This is a genomic window from Paenibacillus baekrokdamisoli, assembly GCF_003945345.1.
Lineage (GTDB): Bacteria > Bacillota > Bacilli > Paenibacillales > Paenibacillaceae > Paenibacillus_Z > Paenibacillus_Z baekrokdamisoli.
The window spans coordinates 334357-352849 of the sequence record NZ_AP019308.1 but is presented as its reverse complement, the minus strand read 5'-3'; the positions used below and the strand labels follow the sequence as shown (position 1 = coordinate 352849).

General features: G+C 45.5%; 20 protein-coding genes. 2 read left to right on the top strand and 18 right to left on the bottom strand.

Going from position 1 to position 18493, the window contains the following annotated elements; translation table 11 throughout:
- Positions 1-36: 36 nt before the first annotated feature.
- The 8 genes from EKN16_RS01440 to EKN16_RS01405 form a co-directional block, all read right to left on the bottom strand.
- On the bottom strand, positions 37-1431 hold the full coding sequence (locus EKN16_RS01440) for a stalk domain-containing protein (RefSeq protein ID WP_125653377.1): 1395 nt from the start codon (positions 1429-1431) through the stop codon (positions 37-39).
- Between the two features lie 526 nt (positions 1432-1957).
- Complete coding sequence (locus tag EKN16_RS01435) at positions 1958-3490, bottom strand: MDR family MFS transporter (protein WP_125653376.1); 1533 nt, start codon at positions 3488-3490, stop codon at positions 1958-1960.
- Entirely contained in the window at positions 3483-4121 is a 639-nt protein-coding gene (locus EKN16_RS01430; RefSeq protein WP_125653375.1) for a PadR family transcriptional regulator, read from the bottom strand. The genes EKN16_RS01435 and EKN16_RS01430 overlap by 8 nt, the downstream gene beginning before the upstream one ends.
- Positions 4122-4318: 197 nt before the next feature.
- Positions 4319-5221 (bottom strand): fumarylacetoacetate hydrolase family protein, encoded by a 903-nt coding sequence (locus tag EKN16_RS01425; RefSeq protein ID WP_125653374.1) that lies wholly within the window; start codon positions 5219-5221, stop codon positions 4319-4321.
- Between the two features lie 42 nt (positions 5222-5263).
- Positions 5264-6034, bottom strand: a complete 771-nt coding sequence (locus EKN16_RS01420; protein ID WP_125653373.1) for an SDR family NAD(P)-dependent oxidoreductase — start codon at positions 6032-6034, stop codon at positions 5264-5266.
- A 55-nt stretch (positions 6035-6089) separates the two neighbouring features.
- Entirely contained in the window at positions 6090-6848 is a 759-nt protein-coding gene (locus tag EKN16_RS01415; protein ID WP_125653372.1) for an IclR family transcriptional regulator, read from the bottom strand.
- Positions 6849-7029: 181 nt separating this feature from the next.
- Positions 7030-8043 (bottom strand): Gfo/Idh/MocA family protein, encoded by a 1014-nt coding sequence (locus EKN16_RS01410; RefSeq protein ID WP_221226877.1) that lies wholly within the window; start codon positions 8041-8043, stop codon positions 7030-7032.
- Between the two features lie 26 nt (positions 8044-8069).
- Positions 8070-8957: a sugar phosphate isomerase/epimerase family protein gene (locus EKN16_RS01405; RefSeq protein WP_125653370.1), complete on the bottom strand. Its 888-nt coding sequence runs from the start codon at positions 8955-8957 to the stop codon at positions 8070-8072.
- Positions 8958-9145: 188 nt separating this feature from the next.
- On the opposite strand from EKN16_RS01405, the gene EKN16_RS01400 reads away from it, so the two are divergent.
- Positions 9146-10003, top strand: a complete 858-nt coding sequence (locus EKN16_RS01400; RefSeq protein ID WP_125653369.1) for a helix-turn-helix domain-containing protein — start codon at positions 9146-9148, stop codon at positions 10001-10003.
- Positions 10004-10396: 393 nt separating this feature from the next.
- Here EKN16_RS01400 and EKN16_RS01395 read toward each other — a convergent pair whose 3' ends face one another.
- The 7 genes from EKN16_RS01395 to EKN16_RS01365 form a co-directional block, all read right to left on the bottom strand.
- The gene (locus tag EKN16_RS01395; protein WP_125653368.1) at positions 10397-10837 is read right to left on the bottom strand and encodes a hypothetical protein; all 441 of its coding nucleotides are present in this window, start codon (positions 10835-10837) and stop codon (positions 10397-10399) included.
- A gap of 6 nt (positions 10838-10843) precedes the next feature.
- Entirely contained in the window at positions 10844-11194 is a 351-nt protein-coding gene (locus EKN16_RS01390) for an ASCH domain-containing protein (RefSeq protein ID WP_125653367.1), read from the bottom strand.
- A gap of 187 nt (positions 11195-11381) precedes the next feature.
- Complete coding sequence (gene greA, locus EKN16_RS01385; protein WP_125653366.1) at positions 11382-11861, bottom strand: transcription elongation factor GreA; 480 nt, start codon at positions 11859-11861, stop codon at positions 11382-11384.
- Positions 11862-12066: 205 nt separating this feature from the next.
- Complete coding sequence (locus tag EKN16_RS01380; protein ID WP_125653365.1) at positions 12067-13059, bottom strand: aldose 1-epimerase; 993 nt, start codon at positions 13057-13059, stop codon at positions 12067-12069.
- 18 nt (positions 13060-13077) lie between these two features.
- Positions 13078-13881, bottom strand: coding sequence for an alpha/beta hydrolase (locus tag EKN16_RS01375; RefSeq protein WP_125653364.1), 804 nt, complete (start codon positions 13879-13881; stop codon positions 13078-13080).
- Positions 13857-14789 carry an aldo/keto reductase gene (locus EKN16_RS01370; RefSeq protein ID WP_125653363.1) on the bottom strand — a complete coding sequence of 311 codons (933 nt, stop codon included), beginning with the start codon at positions 14787-14789 and terminating at the stop codon, positions 13857-13859. Before EKN16_RS01370 ends, EKN16_RS01375 begins: the two co-directional genes overlap by 25 nt.
- A 22-nt stretch (positions 14790-14811) precedes the next feature.
- Entirely contained in the window at positions 14812-15798 is a 987-nt protein-coding gene (locus tag EKN16_RS01365) for a Gfo/Idh/MocA family protein (RefSeq protein ID WP_125653362.1), read from the bottom strand.
- A 174-nt stretch (positions 15799-15972) separates the two neighbouring features.
- Here EKN16_RS01365 and EKN16_RS01360 point away from each other — a divergent pair, with 174 nt between their 5' ends.
- Positions 15973-16575 (top strand): DedA family protein, encoded by a 603-nt coding sequence (locus tag EKN16_RS01360; RefSeq protein ID WP_125653361.1) that lies wholly within the window; start codon positions 15973-15975, stop codon positions 16573-16575.
- Here the strand turns inward: EKN16_RS01360 and EKN16_RS01355 are convergent.
- The 3 genes from EKN16_RS01355 to EKN16_RS01350 all read right to left on the bottom strand — a co-directional run bounded on the left by EKN16_RS01355 (position 16572) and on the right by EKN16_RS01350 (position 18414).
- Positions 16572-17363, bottom strand: a complete 792-nt coding sequence (locus tag EKN16_RS01355) for an arylamine N-acetyltransferase family protein (protein WP_125653360.1) — start codon at positions 17361-17363, stop codon at positions 16572-16574. The genes EKN16_RS01360 and EKN16_RS01355 overlap by 4 nt on opposite strands.
- Positions 17364-17386: 23 nt before the next feature.
- Entirely contained in the window at positions 17387-17524 is a 138-nt protein-coding gene (locus EKN16_RS31990; RefSeq protein WP_164522630.1) for a hypothetical protein, read from the bottom strand.
- Between the two features lie 107 nt (positions 17525-17631).
- Complete coding sequence (locus tag EKN16_RS01350; RefSeq protein WP_125653359.1) at positions 17632-18414, bottom strand: phytanoyl-CoA dioxygenase family protein; 783 nt, start codon at positions 18412-18414, stop codon at positions 17632-17634.
- Positions 18415-18493: the final 79 nt, after the last annotated feature.

The following is an 18493-nucleotide window of genomic DNA, read 5'->3' as shown; positions in this document are numbered from 1 at the left end:
ATTATTTTTTGTATATTCGCAACTTTTTTCCTTGTACTATTTTGTAACTTTTTTCCATTTGGAATTGTGATTTACTAGTACTTGACCATCCTGAACAATAGCAAGCGGCGTGCCTGGAGCTGCAATAATTTCTGTTACTTCAGCTGGAACCGTACTAACTAGCTTCTTCGCGCCAGTAGTCAGGTTAACTTCATAGATCGATTCGTCCGTAGCACCATCAACTAATGCGTATACGATGTCACCCGCGATTACCGCTTGAAGAACATCTTTATCATCAATCAGCTTCGTTACGGTTTTGTCTTTTCCTACGGAAATCAAGGAAGACGGCTTGTTGTCCTCTACGCTCACATAGATAGCTTTGCTAGCATCAGCATTGGCACCTACATAGATTTTGTCGTCCGTTGATGTTGTCAGTTTCACTGGTTTATTCTCTTTAACGGAAGAATCGTAAGCGAAGTATTGCGGCTCAGTTCCTGTCGAATCAATAACAACATCATCGGAATCCACTGGCTTGCTAGCATCAGCGGTTACGGCTCCTGGCTTAATAACGGTGTAGATGAAGGATTTGCCGTCTGCAGAAACGCTCAGGTTGGATTTGTAATCAACTTTATCATCAAGAACTTTTGTAATTGTGCCGTCTGCAGGGTTCAGCTTTGCAATTACACTTCCTTTGTCACCTTGTAGGAAGTAGATCGCGGAGCTGTCAGCCGACCATACAAGCTCAGGCTTAATTGTGTTATCTGCTGTAATCTCAACTGTCACTTTCTTAGCTAGGTCGATTACATACACCGCACCATCTTGATCGGTATAAGCAGCTTTAGTACCGTTAGGAGCTACGATAAGATCTGATGCCTCTGTCGAATTCAGAAGCTGCTTGTAGCTTCCTGTTGCGGCATCAACCACATAATCTATGCGACCCGTTTCAGTCATTTGTGAAGCAAGCAAATGACCAGCATCGATCCAGCTCGCTTGATCCGCTTGAATTTTTTGTACGGCATCGATCCATACTTTTCCAGCATTATCTACGGATGAATCTACGCCAAGTGCTGCAGCGAAGTCTTCAAGCTTGATATAGTAGGAATTAGCAACGCTCGTTACTGCTGCTTCAAGATCTACTTCCGAGCCGTCCACGAGAGCTTTATTCGAGGAAGCTTTCAGAGCAATTGCATGATCCTGGAAGTAAGCGAATACCCCGCCTTTAGGATTAACTTCAAACAGAGCGCCGACTGCCGTTCCCAGATCGCGTACGGATACCAGTGTTACACCGTTTACTTTAACGGTACGTACTGTTGTTGCCGCATCATTAACAAATAATGAATACTGCTGTACTTCAATCTTTGTCGAAACGGAAGCTGCGGAAACCACGCTGATTGCTGAAGTGCTAAGTGCTGCTGCTAATGCTGTTACGAGAAGCGTTTTTTTCATAGACATGTTAGGTCATATCACCTTTCGATTGGTTTCTCTTTATTTAATAGACGTTCCGACCACCCCAGCTGACTAAAGCGCCGGGCATCTCATACCTCCCATGGTTGCGTTGTGCTTATGTACAAGATTGATTATAAGGAACCATTGTTAAGTGACCGTTAATCAACCATGTAAATATTGTTAAGTGACGGTTAATCTATTGTAGAGATATTGTAAATAAAGTCATAAAGCGATTCAAAAACAAAAAAGGTTGTCTCCATAGGTGCAAAATCACCTTGGGGACAACCTTTTATTCCTTGATAATGAAGGGTATACGCCAACCCGCTGCGCGGACGGATCATTCTTAGTGCAGCCCGTTAGTGCAGCCCGCTTCACGGACGGATCATTCTTACGATCGCTGTTGTCTCCCTATTTCTTGATTCTATCCCTTAGGGGTAGAAATAAGGAGACAAAGGCGAACGCTATCGCTTCTTCAGAACGATTCCGTCCACTTCGCTAGGTTAGCCGTGAGGGCAAGCACTATTTTGGTTTATTAATGAGAAGAAGAATATTCACCTAATTCTGCAGCTGGATCCAGCTTCTCCCTGCTCATAAAGAAAGCTGCAATGAGCGCCAATACGGATGGGATAATCGCCCAAGCAAAAGTTTGAACAATGGAGGAGGATAAGGCCTCTTTGATTTTATCAAGTACAGGTGCGGGAATTAGTTCTCGCGATGCGGGTGTCAGGATAGCCCGTGGATCGCTTAAATCAACACCCTCTGGTAGTTGACCTCCACCTTCTGATCCAGCAAATCCCGTTGTTAATTTGTTCATGAACGAGTGGCTTTGGATAATACCGAAGACCGTAATACCAATCGTCATCCCAAGCGAGCGCAAGAAGTTCAAGGTTGCGCTGGCAGAACCGCGCTGCCTTGTCGAGAACCCATGAATCGCTGCATTACTGAGCACCGAGAAGGAGGCACCAATACCTAGACCAACTAGAATCATGAAGATCGTTACTATGAAATGGGATGAATCAGGTCCTAATGTGGTGAGGAGTGCAATACCGACTACAAGAAGGGCTAGTGTAGGTATCATAATGGAACGATAAGTGAATTTGGTTAACATACCTCCGCCTCCAGCTGCCGTAACAACCGACCCAAGCATCATCGGAAGCAGTACAAGACCGGAGTTAGTCGCCGATCCGCCTAGCACGCCTTGGATAAAAAACGGAATATAGATGGAAGCTGTAATAAACGCTGCACCGCTGAACATTGCCATGGCATTACTCGTCGCATAAAGTCGTTTTCTAAACATACTGAAAGAAATAATAGGCTCTTCCGCACGATTCTCGGCAATGATGAATGCTAGGAGAAGAACAGCAAATCCGGCGAAAAGCCCAATAATCATCGCTGAATCCCAAGCATATTGCTTACCGCCTAATTCAAGTGCGAACATGAGACATACAATTGCGGCTACAAGGGTAAATGCACCCAAGTAGTCGATTTTTTGCTTGGAATGCTCCACAGACTCTTTATAAAAGAAAGCGATCATAATAAACGCAATTAATCCAAGCGGCAGATTAATGTAGAAAATCCATGGCCAATTGATGTAATCCGTAATATAGGCACCTAGTAGAGGTCCAAAAATACTTGAAAGACCGAATACAGCTCCGAACAAGCCTCCTAGCTTACCCCGTTTCTCAGGTGGTACTACATCAAACATAATTGTGAATGCGATCGGCACCAAAGCGCCGCCGCCTATACCTTGAATCGCGCGATAAATACTAAGCTGAATAATAGAATCCGCTGTTCCGCAGAGGGCGGAACCAATCATGAATACGATAATCCCGAAAACAAAAAATCTTTTACGCCCATACATATCGGATAATTTACCGAAAATAGGCATACCTGCCATCTCAGCAACCAAATAAGCTGACGTCACCCATACATACTTATCGACTCCGCCCAATTCACCAACAATCGTTGACATTGCTGTCGCTACAATAGTGTTGTCCATTGAAGCCATTAGAATCGCAAGCAATAGACCCGCAACAATAACGCTCATATTATTTCCTTTAGCCATTTTCTTTCTTTCCCTCCACCTGTTCATTAAAATCGCCCGAAACCTTCCATGCTTGCTGACCCTCTTGTTGTACCGTTAATCGGCCTTCTTGAATGTCATCTATAAACTGATTCAGCCAGTTAAGCTCAGCTTCAAACAGAGTCAGCTTATAATCCTGCTCCACGAGAAAAATTCTCCCTACACCTTCCTTAATCACCCCTTGGATCATAGCTCGCCTTGTCGTTACCTCATTCTTTATCAGCTTCACTCGCTTAAGGAGCAATAAGATGGCTTCCTGTGGCGCGATATGGGCGATGAAGGATAGACCTGAAGTGAACTGAGGGTACTCCTCAATTGGCGTGTCGATGATAGTGCGAAGCCATTCTTGGAATTCTGCTCTTCCCAATTCTGTGGGTACGTAGATCGTTCGTTCTGGATGCTTGCCCTCGCGCTGAGTTTCCACCGATTCGATCCACTTCTTATTAAGCAGCGAATCTACAGTGGAGTAGAGAGAACCATTATTCAGTTTAATGACATCAGCTATTCCCCGCTGTTTCATTAAAGCAGAAATTTCATAAGGATGCATCGGTCTCTCGTTCAACATGGACAAGACGGCCAGTGCTAGCATATTTGTTATTTTACGCTTTGCCATTCAATCCTACCCTTTCGTTCGATTGACCGACATCGTATAGTCTAGATCGACTATATATTTTTGGTGTATTCTTTGTCAAGCATAAAGAAACGGCTGACCCGTCCTCTGGCAGCATTTCAAAAAAAACGAGCTCATCCCTTATTCAAGGAGAGCTCGTTTTTATTTCGGAATCGGATTAAAATTATGCACTCCGAGAATCAAGCAGGATCTTTAATAAACCGATTGGTAAGCGAACCCAGCTTTTCAATTTCAATTGTAACCTCGTCACCAGGCTTTAAGTAAACCTGCTGATCTTCCGGGTAACCAAGCACAACCCCCTCAGGTGTTCCTGTCAAAATAATATCCCCCGGCACTAGCGTCATATGCTGTGAGATGTAGCTTACGATCTCATCACAGTGGAAAATCATATCGGATGTGTTCGAAGATTGCCTCACTTCACCATTCACTGTTGACTTAATGGAGAGGTTATTCGGATTGCCTACCTCATCAGCCGTTACCAAGTAAGGACCAAGCGGGCTGAAATCATCGCAAGTCTTGCCGAGCAGCCATTGATTCGTGCGGAGCTGAAGATCACGCGCAGACAAATCATTCACGTTACAGTAGCCAAACACATGACTAAGCGCTTGCTCCTTCGCAACATTCTTCGTTTTCTTACCAATAACGATGACGAGTTCTGCTTCGTAATCCAGCTTATCTGTTACTTTGGGAACCACAATCTCTTTATTGTGAGCCGTTAGCGTATTGTTGAATTTGTTGAACAAGATCGGATAGTCAGGGATTTTGGCATTCGTTTCTTCTGCATGCTTCCGATAGTTAAGGCCAACGCAAATGATTTTGTTCGGATTAGTGACACAAGGACCCCACTCAACGTTAGTTTCGTCGAGAAGATATTCCTCGTTTCCTTCCGTAGACAGAGAAGAGACATAGCTCGACAAAGCTTCCAGCTTCGATTCCCCACCCTCAATGACTTCCATAATCGTAGTTGGAAGGACTGCTTGAGCAGGTTTAGCTTGGATCGCCAGTTCAATATCGATAATACCAGCTTCCGTTTGAACACCAAGCGCATAGCGTCCTTCTTTGGCAATTGTTAAAAGTTTCATAATAAGCTGACCTCCATAATATTTATTTAGTTATATAAATGCTTAAGCATTTTTACCGAAAACAGCGCCGCCATCCACATATAATGGTGAACCCATGACGAATTTCGAATCATCTGATGCCAGGAACAGAGCAGCTAAAGCGACATCCTCTGGTAAGCCTAGCTCTTCGCTTAGCTGGCGCTTCTTGAGACTCTCAATTGCCGCAGCAGGATCATCGTACGAGTTTTTCAAATATTTTTCGACGAAAGGTGTCATGATTGTTCCAGGAAGCAGCGCATTTACTCGGATATTATACGGTGCATAGTCAACCTGCATCGATTTGGTAAGCGCAAGGACCGCTCCTTTGGTAGCAGCATAGGATGCACGGCGAGCAAGTCCGATCTCTGCGATGCAGGAGGACATATTAATAATAGATCCCTTGCGCTGCTCAATCATATGAGGCAGAACGTATTTGCTAGGGAGAAATACACCTCGAATATTAACATTAATGACCTTGTCCCAAGCCTCAGGCTCAATCTCATGCAGAACGCCAACACCACTGATCCCCGCATTGTTGAACAGAACATCGATTCGTCCGTAGGTCTGGATAATCTGATCGACCATTGCGGCAACCGAGCTAGCGTCGGTAACATCGGATTGGATGAAGATCGCTTCTCCGCCAGCAGCTTCTATTTCACTTACCGTCTCCAAGCCAACCCCGGACAAATCATTAACGATGACCTTCGCGCCTTCTGATGCAAATAGCAATGCAGTGCTTTTGCCAATGCCTGATCCCGAGCCTGTAATTAAAATAACCTTGTCCTTCAATCGCAACCTAATCACTCCTATATCGTTTATAAAGAAAAACATAACTATTAAAAAAACATAACTATTGCGATAACATCGATAAACACCGTGCTAGCTTGGTGATTTCCTGCTGCGCAGCTGCAGCTTTGACCTCCCATTGATGAAGTGGCATGGAACAGCTAACGGCGGCTACAGCATCTCCAGCTTGATTGAAAATAGGCGCTGCTACACACCGGAAGCCTACTACGGATTCCTGATAATCAAGCGCATAGCCTTGTTCTCGAATCTGCCTCAGTTGGGTGAAAAGCTCACCTCTATCCGTCAAAGTAAAGGGTGTCATCGCACTCAAGGTTAGTTCTGGAAACAGCTCCAGCCATTCCGTCTCTGGTAATTGAGCTAACATCACTTTCCCTAAGGCAGTAGCATGTCCCGGCAATCGCATCCCCGGCTCAGATAACAGTCGAACAGGTGTCAACGCTTCCACTTTGCCAATGTAGAGAACAAACGCATCCTCACGCTTGGCCAGCTGAATGGTTTCATGAAGCCGATCACGAGGTTCGGTAGCTTCATTCTGAAATGCATCATGCAGATCAAACTGTTTTACGATGGACGAACCAAGTGCTGAGATAGCTGCCCCAAGCGAATAAGTATCGCTGCTGCTTTTTTTGACCCATTGAAGGGCTTCCATCGTATGTAGCAGTGAGAACATTGAGCTCTTGTTCATATCAAGCTGCTTGGATAAATCAATCAGCTTATTGCTGCCTGGCTCTTGCGCTATTAAATTCAAAATACGGTCTGCCTTCTCTAGCGCAGGTACCCAATACTTACGATCTTCTGCCATATCATCGCCCCATCATTCAAACAGAAGGTTTTCTATAATAAACCAACTTCCATATAATAAACCTTGTAGCTTTAATATAACCAAATCCGTTAACCTTTTCAATATAAAAAAATCGTATGACATATTTCCGGGGAAATAAGCCATACGACGAATCAGCCGCCTAGTCCTAATGTCATAGCTTTTACAACATGACTTTCTTACCTGTCCGCGCACTCTCTACAGCTCCGAATACCATCGCAACGCTCTTGATATTATCCAGACAATCCGTCTCTGCCGGACGTCCTTCCTCAAGTGCTGCGAACATTTCGTCGAAGCAGCCGTGATGTCCTTCCTTGCCTTCCCATTCGCTAGAAATGTCGATCTTCTTCATCGTACTGTGGAACTCATGCGGGATAGATTCATCTACGACTTCAGCAGTCGGCATATCAGAGCCATTCCATCTAACCGTACCTTTACTGCCGATTGCTCTCCAATCCGATTCCCAAGATGTGCTCATGCCTTCTGCACACCACGAACCGCGGTAGGTAAAGACAGAACCATCACTCATCTCAAAGATACAGATCGCAGATGCATTGCCTTTATACCACGATCCTGGTGGATTGAACTCATGACAATAAACAGATACAGGGTCAGCACCCGTTAAGAAGCGTGCTTGGTCAAACGTATGAATAGCCATATCAACAATAAGCGGGCTATCCATCACATCACGGAAGCCGCCAAAATGCGCACCAATATAGAAATCTGCATTGAGGGTACCCAACTTTCCGATCAACCCCTTGCTGATTACATCACGATACGCTCGAATTTGCTTGAAATAACGACGGTTCTGCATAACGGAATACCTTCTACCCATCTGCTTGCTCGTCGCTACGATCTCTTCTGCATCTGTATAGGACTCAGCCATCGGTTTCTCACCGAGGACGTTGCAGCCAGCCTGCATTGCTGTGGTTACAATTACCTTATGGCTCGAAGGAATCGTCACATCGAATACAAGATTCGCATCCGTTTCCTTCAATGCTTCAGACAGATCGGTAAAGGTTGGTACAGTTAGCCCTCGTTTGGCAGCCATGGCTTTCGCGCTTTCCTCATAAATATCGACTAAGCCGACAATTTCCGCGTTTTCTCTTTCTGTAGCGTAATCAAGCCAAGCGTTGGACATCCCGCCGCAGCCAGCAACTATGATTTTATGTTTCATGATTCGTTAGCCTCCTCAGCCTTGGTCTATTCAGGGTTTGGTATGAAATCGCCGCCACGACAGCGTTTCAGATAGTTAAGTGCATGGACTTGTCCCGTCATCTCCAGTTCATCCTTGTAAACTGGATCATGCCAGCCTTCAATATCAATGCTTCCTTCATAACCAGCTTGGCGCAAAATCGTAATAATATCCGTCCAATTCGTATCGCCAAAGCCTGGCGTGCGGTGCCATACGAATGGTTTGGGACCGTGTATGCCGTACTCGCGAACAACATCCCATGCGATTGTTGCATCTTTACCATGCACATTGAAAATTTTGCCTGTATGCGCCCATTTCCTAAGCTGCGGAATCGGATCGATCAAGCTTACCATCTGGTGGCAAGGCTCCCACTGCAGCCCGATGCTATCGGACTGAACGGCGTTAAACATCAGTTCCCATGCTGTCGGGTTATGCGCAATATTCCAATCTCCATTCTCCCAATTACCGCCCATATCACAGTTCTCAAAGGCAAGCTTCACACCGCGACTTTCTGCACGCTTCGTCAGTTCACCAAATACCTCACCGAATCTCGAAAGGGATTCATCAATCGTTCCTGGCATACGTCCCGTAAATCCTGTAACCAGCTTGGCACCGAAAGCCTCTGCATGATCGATCAATCGTTCCCAGCTTGCCAGTGTATCCCCATTATCCCCTGTTCCGGTGAGTGGGTTACCGAATATACCTAGGGTAGAGATGACGATATCCTTCTCTGCCACGATCTCCTTCACTTGTTTAGCAAGCTCAGGAAGATCTGCCTGACCCGTTGTTTGCCAGAACGTTAGTTCAAATGATTCAAAGCCATATGGAATAATTTGCGGAAGCACACGTACAGCATCATTACCACCGACCAATGTTCCTATACGAATATTATTCATGCTCGTCAGCTCCTCGGTTTGTCTAAACCTATCTTAACCAAAGAGTCATCAAGCGACTATCAACGAAGTTATGCAATACTCATACGATCTTATGATTATTGTGTCGGTTAAGCGTTGACATTCTAATTTTTCAAGAGTAAATTGAGTAAATCGTATGTTGCTATTGACTAGGTAAGGAGGACCTTACATTGACGGTTAGTCCGTATAAAGAAGACACGCCGATTCCGGATCAGTCATTCCCAATTAACGTATTTACAGTTACCGGAATCCATTTGCATTGGCATGATCATATTGAATGGATTTATGTAAAGGAAGGCAAAGTTCGTATTCAGATTGATGCTGCTTACGAGCAGCTGCATAAAGGGGAATTGGCTTTCGTTAACACCAAGCAGCTTCATAGCGCCGTTCAGTTAACGCCAGATACGGAGCTTATTTGTATTGTTTTTAATGAGGCATTAGTGCGTGGAAGTGGGCTCGATATTACAGAGCTTCATTATTTCATGCCCTATCTGCAGCAGCCCATGAAGTGGCCAAGTTTAATGAGACAATCCGATCCCTATATCGAGGAAATGAATGATGCTTTCTCCCGACTAATCCATGAATTCATTCGAAAGGACGCCGGTTTCGAACTGCTAATCAAAGCGGAGCTGCTGCGTATATTCGGACTTTATTTTCGTTATGCCCAGAAGGATGCGGCGCTTGCTCCACCTCGGTTACAGAAGGCTCATGATCTTACCCGTCTGCTGCATATGCTGCGCGAGCGATACTCTGAATCCATTAGCATCAACGAGGCAGCACGAATGGTAAGCTTAAGTCCAAATCATTTTTGCCGCATATTCAAACAAGTTACGGGGAAAACATTCGTCGAATATATCCACATCATAAGGGTGCAGGAGGCCGAGCAACTGCTCATTGAAACGGATATTCCGATAACGGAAATTGGCGATCTTGTGGGATTTTCGAATATGACCTATTTTGGCCGGGTGTTTAAGAAGATCAAGAATGTTACGCCCTCTGATATTCGAAGGCGCATCCCTTCTCCATAACTTGATCTGCACTCAAAATCCCTATAACCTCATTTCATTTATTCATTTTCCCATCGTAAAGGAAGAAAGACGTGCGTAGAAGCCCGCTACGCGGACGGATCATTCTTACGATCGCTGTTGTCTCCCTATTTCTTGATTCTATCCCTTAGGGGTAGAAATAAGGAGACAAAGGCGAACGCTATCGCTTCTTCAGAACGATTCCGTCCGCTTCGCTATGTTCTTCGTGATGGCAAGTACTGATTATAGTTTAGAGCCCCTTTTCTGATATTTTTGTGGAAGAAACTTGCGGCTCTGCCGGAGGACGGCGCAATACTTCGAATTTATCAAGAAATCGCCCTTCACTAGCCATAATGGGCTAAATGAAGGGCGATTTTCTTTGAACAACTATTCGGACTACCAAAAGTTCGGTTTCGTTACCATAAACCATAACATGATCATCAAGAGGATAAGATAAATCCAGACCGAGCGACTGAGCAGCCCAATGATCTTCCCTTTATCTTGATCGGGCTCATTGAGCTTACGCAGCTTCGGAGAGAATGCACGAGCTAAGAAATAGAGCGAGCTGATCAAGATAAGAATCGTGATGACAATCCATGATGATTGCCAAGACCAAGACCCGATAATGACAAGCAATATTCCTGTTCCGACCAATACATGCCCCGCATGCTTGGCTAATCGGATCGCATACCTAAAGGTAACCACATAAGCATTTTGCTCCAAGATCTCTGCTCCCCTTAGCTTCTTGACTAAGGGGATTAGCGCAAAGAACGGGCCAATCGATATAATAGCACTCAGAACATGCAAATAAAGCAGCAGCTTATACCAGATACTCATGGAGCACTATTCCTGGACGGGACGAAATTCATGAACCCAGACACGCATATGTGGAAGCCATGGCATTCCAGGGTGATACGAGAGAATGGATTCCTTGTAGGCCTCCACATTCAAAAACCCCTCTTGATTGGCATGCTCGTCCGTTAAATCGCCAAGTGCTTGCGAATAAACCTTTTCTACCACATACTTATGGCCTTCAAGTGTCATTACTTCACCAACGTCAGCATATCGACCATTGCGCCTGGTAGCTGTTTTTTGTCCAGCAATTACTTTCTCTACATCTGACTTCATGGTAATTAATCGTTCAATGGAACAGGTCTTATCAGGTAAAGCGTTAATTTCAGTTTGATCCGTCATTAATTGTAAGCCTCCCTTTTCATTTCATCACTTTAACACATATAGCCAACTAATTGCACCTTTGCCGTTCTTCTACCTTATTAAGGTACCAACAGCAGATAGAATAAAAGGCTGGGTTCAAGGGTATATGATCACCTTTGAATCCAGCCTTGACTTTGATAACAGGCCTAAGCCATTTTACTTTTCTCTACATCGCTCTTATTTCGAGCAGCTCATATTTAATGATTCCCACAGGTGCGTTGACACTAACAATATCGCCTACAGCTTTACCAATAAGGGCATTTCCGAGAGGACTTTCATAAGAAATTCGGTTCTCGAGAACATCCGCTTCGGAAGGACTTACGATACGATATTCAATCTTCTCGGAGAATTCCACGTCATTTAGGATAACGATCGAACCCACATGAACCGTTGAAGTATCCATACTCTCCACAACGCGAGCATTTTTCAACATTTTATCGATAATGAGAATTCTCGTTTCCATGAACGCTTGATCATTCTTGGCTGAGTGATATTCACTATTTTCCTTCAGATCGCCGTAGCTAATCGCCAGTTTAATACGAGCGGCCAACTCCCTGCGTTTGACTGTTTTAAGCTCATCTAGTTCTTGCTCCAATTTGGCCAAGCCCTCAGGGGTTAAGATAACTTCATTTGCATTTTGTGCCATGATGACAACTCCTAATTCAATAACCGATTTTTTAAACGTTCTTTACCTTTCCTTAATTGTACACTATCCGGCGTGATCATGGGAAACGAAATACTTCCACCTAACAAGAGAAAGTCCGCCTTCAAAAGGGAGCCGACACGAATTGTGCTAGCTCTCAACCTTCTGCTTGCGGACTTCCCTTTATTATCACCCTAGTAGTCGACTGCTATTTCACATAAAGACGGGCTGTTTCTTCCCAGATTTCACCTGGTGCCAGGCTGAATAAGCCGATTTCATCTGCAGGTTTGTCAACATGCGGTGCATTCACTAGGCTGACCTGCGGCTCTGGACAAAAGAAGCCTTCTGTTGCGTTATTGTTCCAGATCATCCACTGCTTGTATGAGGTGCCTACATCATAAACAAGAGTAGCTCCAATCCGTGTATCCGTCAGCTCCATCCGATTGCGACCGTTCTGAGCCAATACGGTATAATGGTTATCCATCGCGTCAAAGAATGGATAGACACCATCTCCCTTCAGAAGCTCCTCGTCAGCAGTTAGCGCTTGATAGCCACCTGTAGGAAGCATGCGGTCGCTCATCTTCCAGCGCTCGCCAATCGTCAGCTTCACAAGGTAATCTTTCGCTGTGCTTCCCGGAGCGAAGGGCGTATTCACTGAGGTATGGAATGCAAACAAGCATGGCATAACATCCTCTCCTTCGTTGCGAACGAGGATTTGTTGGGATAAACCATCCTCACTAAGAGAGTAACGCAATTTTATCGTGAATTTATGAGGCAAAAACTCATATACAGCATGCTGCTCGTCCACTGTTAATGAAACGATAACGAAGCTCTCTGCAGCAGATTGCCCGAAGTCTACTAATTCCCATGTCTCACTGTGCACAAAGCCATGCAGATGGTTCCCATTCGCCGGCTCATTCACAGGGAATTGATAGGTACGACCATTCCACAGAAATTTGCCATCCTCGAAACGATTCGGCGGGAACAGCACCGGGATACCGTGAATGAACGGTCTCGCTTTGAACGATTCCATCTCGTCCAACGTAGGTTCATGAAGAAAATGAAACTTATTCTCATTATCGCGAAAGGCAATGAGGTTACCGCCAACTTCCGGAAGAATAGCTGCTTCATAACGACCGAATTGAATCCAAACGGCTTTCTCGCCTTGATAGGTACCTTCATATGCTTTACGAATCGTCATTGATTATTTCGCTCCTTATTACAATCCATATCGCTTCAGCCATAGCGCACATACCGTTGTCCATGTGGCAACATGCTCGTCTTCCTTGGCTAGTCCAAGCCCATGTGGACCCTTCTCATAGACATGCAGGTCGAAGGGAACACCCGCGTGACTTAATGCAGCCGCAAAGGCTAAGCTGTTCTCAATGGGCACCGCGCCATCATCTGAAGTATGCCATAAGAATGTTGGCGGTGTATCGGATGTTACTTGGCGCTCGCCACTTAGACGGCTCACTAGTAATTCATCAGGCTCCGTCCCAAGTAGATTGTGCAGTGAACCTTCATGCGTATAAGGCTTCTCCATCGTAATCACAGGATAGCATAGGATGATAAAATCCGGTCTGCTTGACTGACGATCTACAGGATCAGCAGCATTTGGATGTCCGGAATCATACAGCGTACCGGCGGAGGCGACCAAATGGCCGCCTGCCGAGAAGCCGAGGACGCCGATTTTCCCGCTATCAAGTCCCCATTCCTCCGCATGTAATCGCACATGGCGGATTGCCCGCTGCACGTCGTTTAATGCACATGGATATTGATAAGGAGCTACCCGATACCGCAGGACAAATGCAGAAATACCAATCGAGTTGAGCCATAGCGCAATCGGCTCTCCTTCATGATCCGCACGCATGCCATATCCGCCGCCCGGACAGACGATGACCGCGCCATTACTGCCTTCAATCAAATAAGGAGTAATAGCTGGACGGTCTTCATCCGAATTCCCAGCTGCAAGAGGTGCGCCTTCCGGCCACAGCTCAATTATTTGATCCGCAAATCCAGCCATTTGATCTCCTCCTGTGTTAATTCAATATTCGTTGCTTCTAAACAGGATTTCATTTCCGCTTCGTTACGCGGTCCGATAATAGCAGCAGTCGGGAACGATTGGTTCAGAACGTAAGCTAGCGCGATCTGAATCGTAGAAACGCCTTTCTCCTTACCAAGCTTCTCTGCACGGTAGTACCGTTCCCAGTTCGCATCATTATAGAATACACGAACCAAATCCTCATCGGAGCGATCCTCAGGCGTAAAGCGACCGGTGAAGAAGCCGCGTGCTTGCGCCGACCAAGAGAATAATGGAAGCTCCGCCCGTTCATGCCAAGCTAGAGTTTCATCATCCACGCTAATGCAATCCGTCCAGTAAGGCTCTTTGGCCTTACCCAAGCTGAGGTTAGGACTGCTGAAATCAAAGCCTCGCAAACCATGCGTTGCGGCATAATGATTCGCCTCTTCCAGCCTTGCAGCTGTCCAGTTCGAGCCTCCAAAAGCAAGGATGCGTCCTTCTTCTACATGCTCGTTAAGAATCTCCAAAATTTCGCCTACAGGTACATTAATATCATCGCGATGAAGCGCGTACAAATCAATGTAATCGGTACGCAATCTTTCTAGGCTGGTCATCAGTTCGTTATAGATAGCCGATTTATTTACTCGCGGACCCTGTTCATCCGGGTGTCCGCCTTTTGTCCATACGTTGATGGAATCTCGGTTCTTGCGCTCCTCAAGCCACATCCCAATTGCTTGCTCGCTTTTGCCGCCGTAATAGATATAAGCAGAATCGATCGTATTCCCCCCGATTGCGGTATACGCATCGAGATTCGTAGCTACGAGCTCGAAGACTTCAGGTGCAAAATAATCCGAGCCCATAATGAGCTGAGAAACGCCTTGCTTTAATCCAGGTAGGTCTATCTTTTTCATTATTTAGAACGGCTCCCTTCTATTATAAAAGTACACGAGTACGTGAGTAGGCTGATGTCAGGCATGCATCGACAACCTTCATGTTTGCAATTGCATCCTCAGGAGCAAATTTCCCTGAAGTCTCTCCCCATACTGTAAGGGCAAACTCGTCCGCTTGCAGGGAATATTGATTTAGAGTAGGCTGCTTCTCTTCTCGTTTGCCATCGTTTGTATAAACCAAGAAATCAGGATTGCCCACGAAAGCTTCCGGTATCTCAATGCGACCTTCCGTACCTAGCACTTCAATCGTGTTGCGGAAAGCTGCCCACATGCCGCAGTCAAAAGTAAGCGCTATATTTCCGGGGAATTCTAAGATCCCTGAAGCCATCATGTCCACGTTATCATGCTCCGGAGAGATAAGCGCATGAACGGTAACCGCTTCCGGTTCAGAGCCGAGGATCATGCGTGCTGCACTGATTGGATAAACGCCGACATCATAAATGGAACCTCCGCCCCACTCTTTGCGATAACGCACGTTGGATGAATCTCCTGCATTGTTAAATGTAAATACACTATGCATACCGCGAACTTCACCAATTTCACCAGAAGCAATGATCTCTTTAACCCGTTCATAGCGGGGATGATTGCGATACATGAATGCTTCTGCCAAATGAACGCCGGCTGCGCGGCTTGCATCAACCATACGCTGTGCCTGTTCAGCATTAAGCGCAATGGGCTTCTCGCATAATACATGCTTGCCTGCTTCTATCGCTCGTATCGACCATTCCATATGCAAATGGTTTGGCAATGGAATATAGATCGCATCAATATCTTTGTCCAATAATATTTCTTCATAGCTGCCATAGGCTTTGGGAATATTAAGCTTCGCTGCTGTTTCTTCTGCTTTGCTAATTTCACGGCTCGCGATCGCAACAACTTCACCTGTCTCGGATTGTTGAATGCCAGGAATAACCGCGCCTACTGCTATTCCAGCACAACCAATTACACCCCAACGTAATTTGCGTGTCATGCATAAACCACCTTTGAATTGGATTTGCCCCTAGTATAGTCCATATTCAATTCATATGAAATATAAAACATATACAAGAGATATAACAATCCTGCATGGCGCTTCCTTGTTTTCAGGCTATCATTGGTATATATTCAAATCATCTCAAAAGATCCAGAAACGGGGCTAACTCTCTTGGAACATGTACTACATCTCCTAATTTCTCGCTACGGTTATATCGGTTTATCGCTCTCACTTGCGCTTGGGATCGTCGGTATCCCTGTTCCGGATGAAACCCTGCTAACTTACGCAGGTTATCTCACATCCAAAGGTAATCTTATCCTCCCGCTCGTCATCCTTAGCGCCTTTATCGGTGCTACTATTGGAATTACGGCCAGCTACGGTATTGGGGCAAGATGGGGACTTCCTTTTCTACTCAAATACGGTCCCAAGATTCACATTTCACATCGTAAAATTGAATCCGCCCAAAGGTGGATGAATAAATATGGCAATATCCTTTTGTTTATTGGTTTTTTTGTACCGGGACTTCGCCATTTGACCGCTTATTTGGCTGGTATGTCTCGTCTTCAGCTTCGCACCTTCATGATCTACGCCTATTCAGGCGCTCTTGTCTGGAGCTGCTTGTTCATTTATGTCGGCTACATGCTGGGCAATCAATGGGTAATGGTGAAGTATTATGTCCATCATTACGGATTTACTCTGCTGTTTTATGCAGCCCTCGCTGCACTGATTATCGTCGTGTATCGTCAGCTCTTTATGAAGAAGGTCAAGGCTTAAGTAAGATCCATCTGGATACCAAAGTAAGTATATAATGCTTCGTTGTACGCCTCTGTCGTCTCTGGAACGAAGGAGCGCACACCCTCAGAAGTGAATATCCGAAATTCCCTGCCCGCAGCCGTATTGCGGCCTTCTTGCGTGCGTATCGCAAGCATGATGTCTTGCTTGAATATGGAGTCAGGCGCATGCTCGCACCAGAATGAGGCCATCGTATAATCCTTCGCTAATTGAGGCTCCTCTGTGAAGGAATAGATTCGAGTCCACTGGCCTTTCTTCCGCTCGCACAAGAACCAGCCAAAGGAAGCATCCCTCTCCAAACGGTAGCACTCATCCCCTTGGGGCTGCTCCAGCAGTGCCGCCATTTCAATGGGTCTGCGAGGCACAATGCCTCCCACGCCTACATCGCATAAGAAAACCTTCTCTCCTGCTTGTACCTTAAGGACATGATGCCGCCGTTTGGGTGGCGTATTCGTCTCATCTCTCCAGAAACGGGCTACATAGTCGGTCACTTCATATCCGAGCTCACGCAGCAGCCAGCCGAATAAGGCATTGAGCTCAAAGCAATAACCACCGCGGCGGCGAAGTACGATTTTCTCATAAAGAGCTTCGATTTCAAGGGAAAGTGGAATGCCATGGTAAATATCTAAATTTTCATAAGGTATCGCATGGAGATGACGCTCCTGTAATGCTGCTAATGCAGCCGCGCTGCCATCCAGCTTCCCTTCAAATCCAATACGCTTTAAGTAAGCTTCGATTTCCGGTGATACATCCTTAAGGTTATTCGTCATAAAAAGGTTCAGCTCCTCACTATTTATCCCGCTTCAATTCTTACGTTACCCTGCGAATGAAGGTAAAGCTGTTCATAATAGCCATGCAGCTCAAGCAGCTGCTGATGGGTTCCTTCCTGATCTTGAGCAACTTTCTTATAAGAAGTATACCAATAGACCACTTAGAGTTACACTATTTAATCCTTTCAACATATAACAACATTTATATATAAAAAGAGACAGATCTCTTTAAAGACCTGTCTTCATTCCCCATCACGAATCCAAATCTCTACGCCAGCCTAGGAAATAATCCACCGCGGATCAGATCGCCTACTTGAAAGTTCTGAGCATCTGTACAGAGATGGCCAGCACCGCTGAAGGTCGTTCCATCTTCCATATAGATGATAGCTAAAGCCCGACGAGGCTGATCCGTGAGGTTCGCATGTGCATAATGAAAGGTTAAGCCATGGTGAAACGTGCAGCTTCCCTCTTTCATCCGGACGATAGCCGCCTTGTTGCGATCAATATCAGATGCGCCTACTTCCTCAAAAATATCTTGTGGCTCTACTAGATCAATCGACTTCAAATTTTTGATCTTTTGTGATTTGGGTACGAACATCATACACCCATTGTGTTCATCTACATCATCAAGAGCGATCCAGATGGAGAGCGCGTTCTGTTCCTTCATCGGCCAATAGGGCCAATCCTGATGCCAGGGTGTAGGCTTGGAATCCTGAGGCATTTTATATAAAGCATGATCATGAAATAAACGTATGCCTTCAAACCCCGTAAGCTGCTTCGCTGCATCAGCCAATCGCTCCGACAAAACGAATCTTGCCATCCCGCCATGGTCTCTCCACGTATTCACTCTTTGATTCAGGACCTTATAATAGGCGTTACCTTGCTCCGCTGTTTGAGTCGAATGGCCCGTGGTACTCCTCATCACTTCATTCAAATACTCGCGAAGCTCCTCCACTTCCTCTGTATTCAACATCTGATCAATTTGCACAAATCCATTCTCCCGATAATAGTGTATCTGTTCTTCCGATATTTCCTTCATACCTCTCAGCATAGGTCAGTCTCTCCCTTCACTTCACTATGATTTCCCTCCTCTCTAAAATAGTTTAAAATGAAAATGTGTTCTCGGACGA

What these genes read in the sequence shown, in the direction of transcription:
- EKN16_RS01440 (WP_125653377.1), bottom strand. Translation starts at nt 1,431, where the DNA reads ATGTCTATGAAAAAAACGCTTCTCGTAACAGCATTAGCAGCAGCACTT.
- EKN16_RS01435 (WP_125653376.1), bottom strand. Translation starts at nt 3,490, where the DNA reads ATGGCTAAAGGAAATAATATGAGCGTTATTGTTGCGGGTCTATTGCTT.
- EKN16_RS01430 (WP_125653375.1), bottom strand. Translation starts at nt 4,121, where the DNA reads ATGGCAAAGCGTAAAATAACAAATATGCTAGCACTGGCCGTCTTGTCC.
- EKN16_RS01425 (WP_125653374.1), bottom strand. Translation starts at nt 5,221, where the DNA reads ATGAAACTTTTAACAATTGCCAAAGAAGGACGCTATGCGCTTGGTGTT.
- EKN16_RS01415 (WP_125653372.1), bottom strand. Translation starts at nt 6,848, where the DNA reads ATGGCAGAAGATCGTAAGTATTGGGTACCTGCGCTAGAGAAGGCAGAC.
- EKN16_RS01410 (WP_221226877.1), bottom strand. Translation starts at nt 8,043, where the DNA reads ATGAAACATAAAATCATAGTTGCTGGCTGCGGCGGGATGTCCAACGCT.
- EKN16_RS01405 (WP_125653370.1), bottom strand. Translation starts at nt 8,957, where the DNA reads ATGAATAATATTCGTATAGGAACATTGGTCGGTGGTAATGATGCTGTA.
- EKN16_RS01395 (WP_125653368.1), bottom strand. Translation starts at nt 10,837, where the DNA reads ATGAGTATCTGGTATAAGCTGCTGCTTTATTTGCATGTTCTGAGTGCT.
- EKN16_RS01390 (WP_125653367.1), bottom strand. Translation starts at nt 11,194, where the DNA reads ATGACGGATCAAACTGAAATTAACGCTTTACCTGATAAGACCTGTTCC.
- greA (WP_125653366.1), bottom strand. Translation starts at nt 11,861, where the DNA reads ATGGCACAAAATGCAAATGAAGTTATCTTAACCCCTGAGGGCTTGGCC.
- EKN16_RS01380 (WP_125653365.1), bottom strand. Translation starts at nt 13,059, where the DNA reads ATGACGATTCGTAAAGCATATGAAGGTACCTATCAAGGCGAGAAAGCC.
- EKN16_RS01375 (WP_125653364.1), bottom strand. Translation starts at nt 13,881, where the DNA reads ATGGCTGGATTTGCGGATCAAATAATTGAGCTGTGGCCGGAAGGCGCA.
- EKN16_RS01370 (WP_125653363.1), bottom strand. Translation starts at nt 14,789, where the DNA reads ATGAAAAAGATAGACCTACCTGGATTAAAGCAAGGCGTTTCTCAGCTC.
- EKN16_RS01365 (WP_125653362.1), bottom strand. Translation starts at nt 15,798, where the DNA reads ATGACACGCAAATTACGTTGGGGTGTAATTGGTTGTGCTGGAATAGCA.
- EKN16_RS01355 (WP_125653360.1), bottom strand. Translation starts at nt 17,363, where the DNA reads ATGACGAATAACCTTAAGGATGTATCACCGGAAATCGAAGCTTACTTA.
- EKN16_RS01350 (WP_125653359.1), bottom strand. Translation starts at nt 18,414, where the DNA reads ATGCTGAGAGGTATGAAGGAAATATCGGAAGAACAGATACACTATTAT.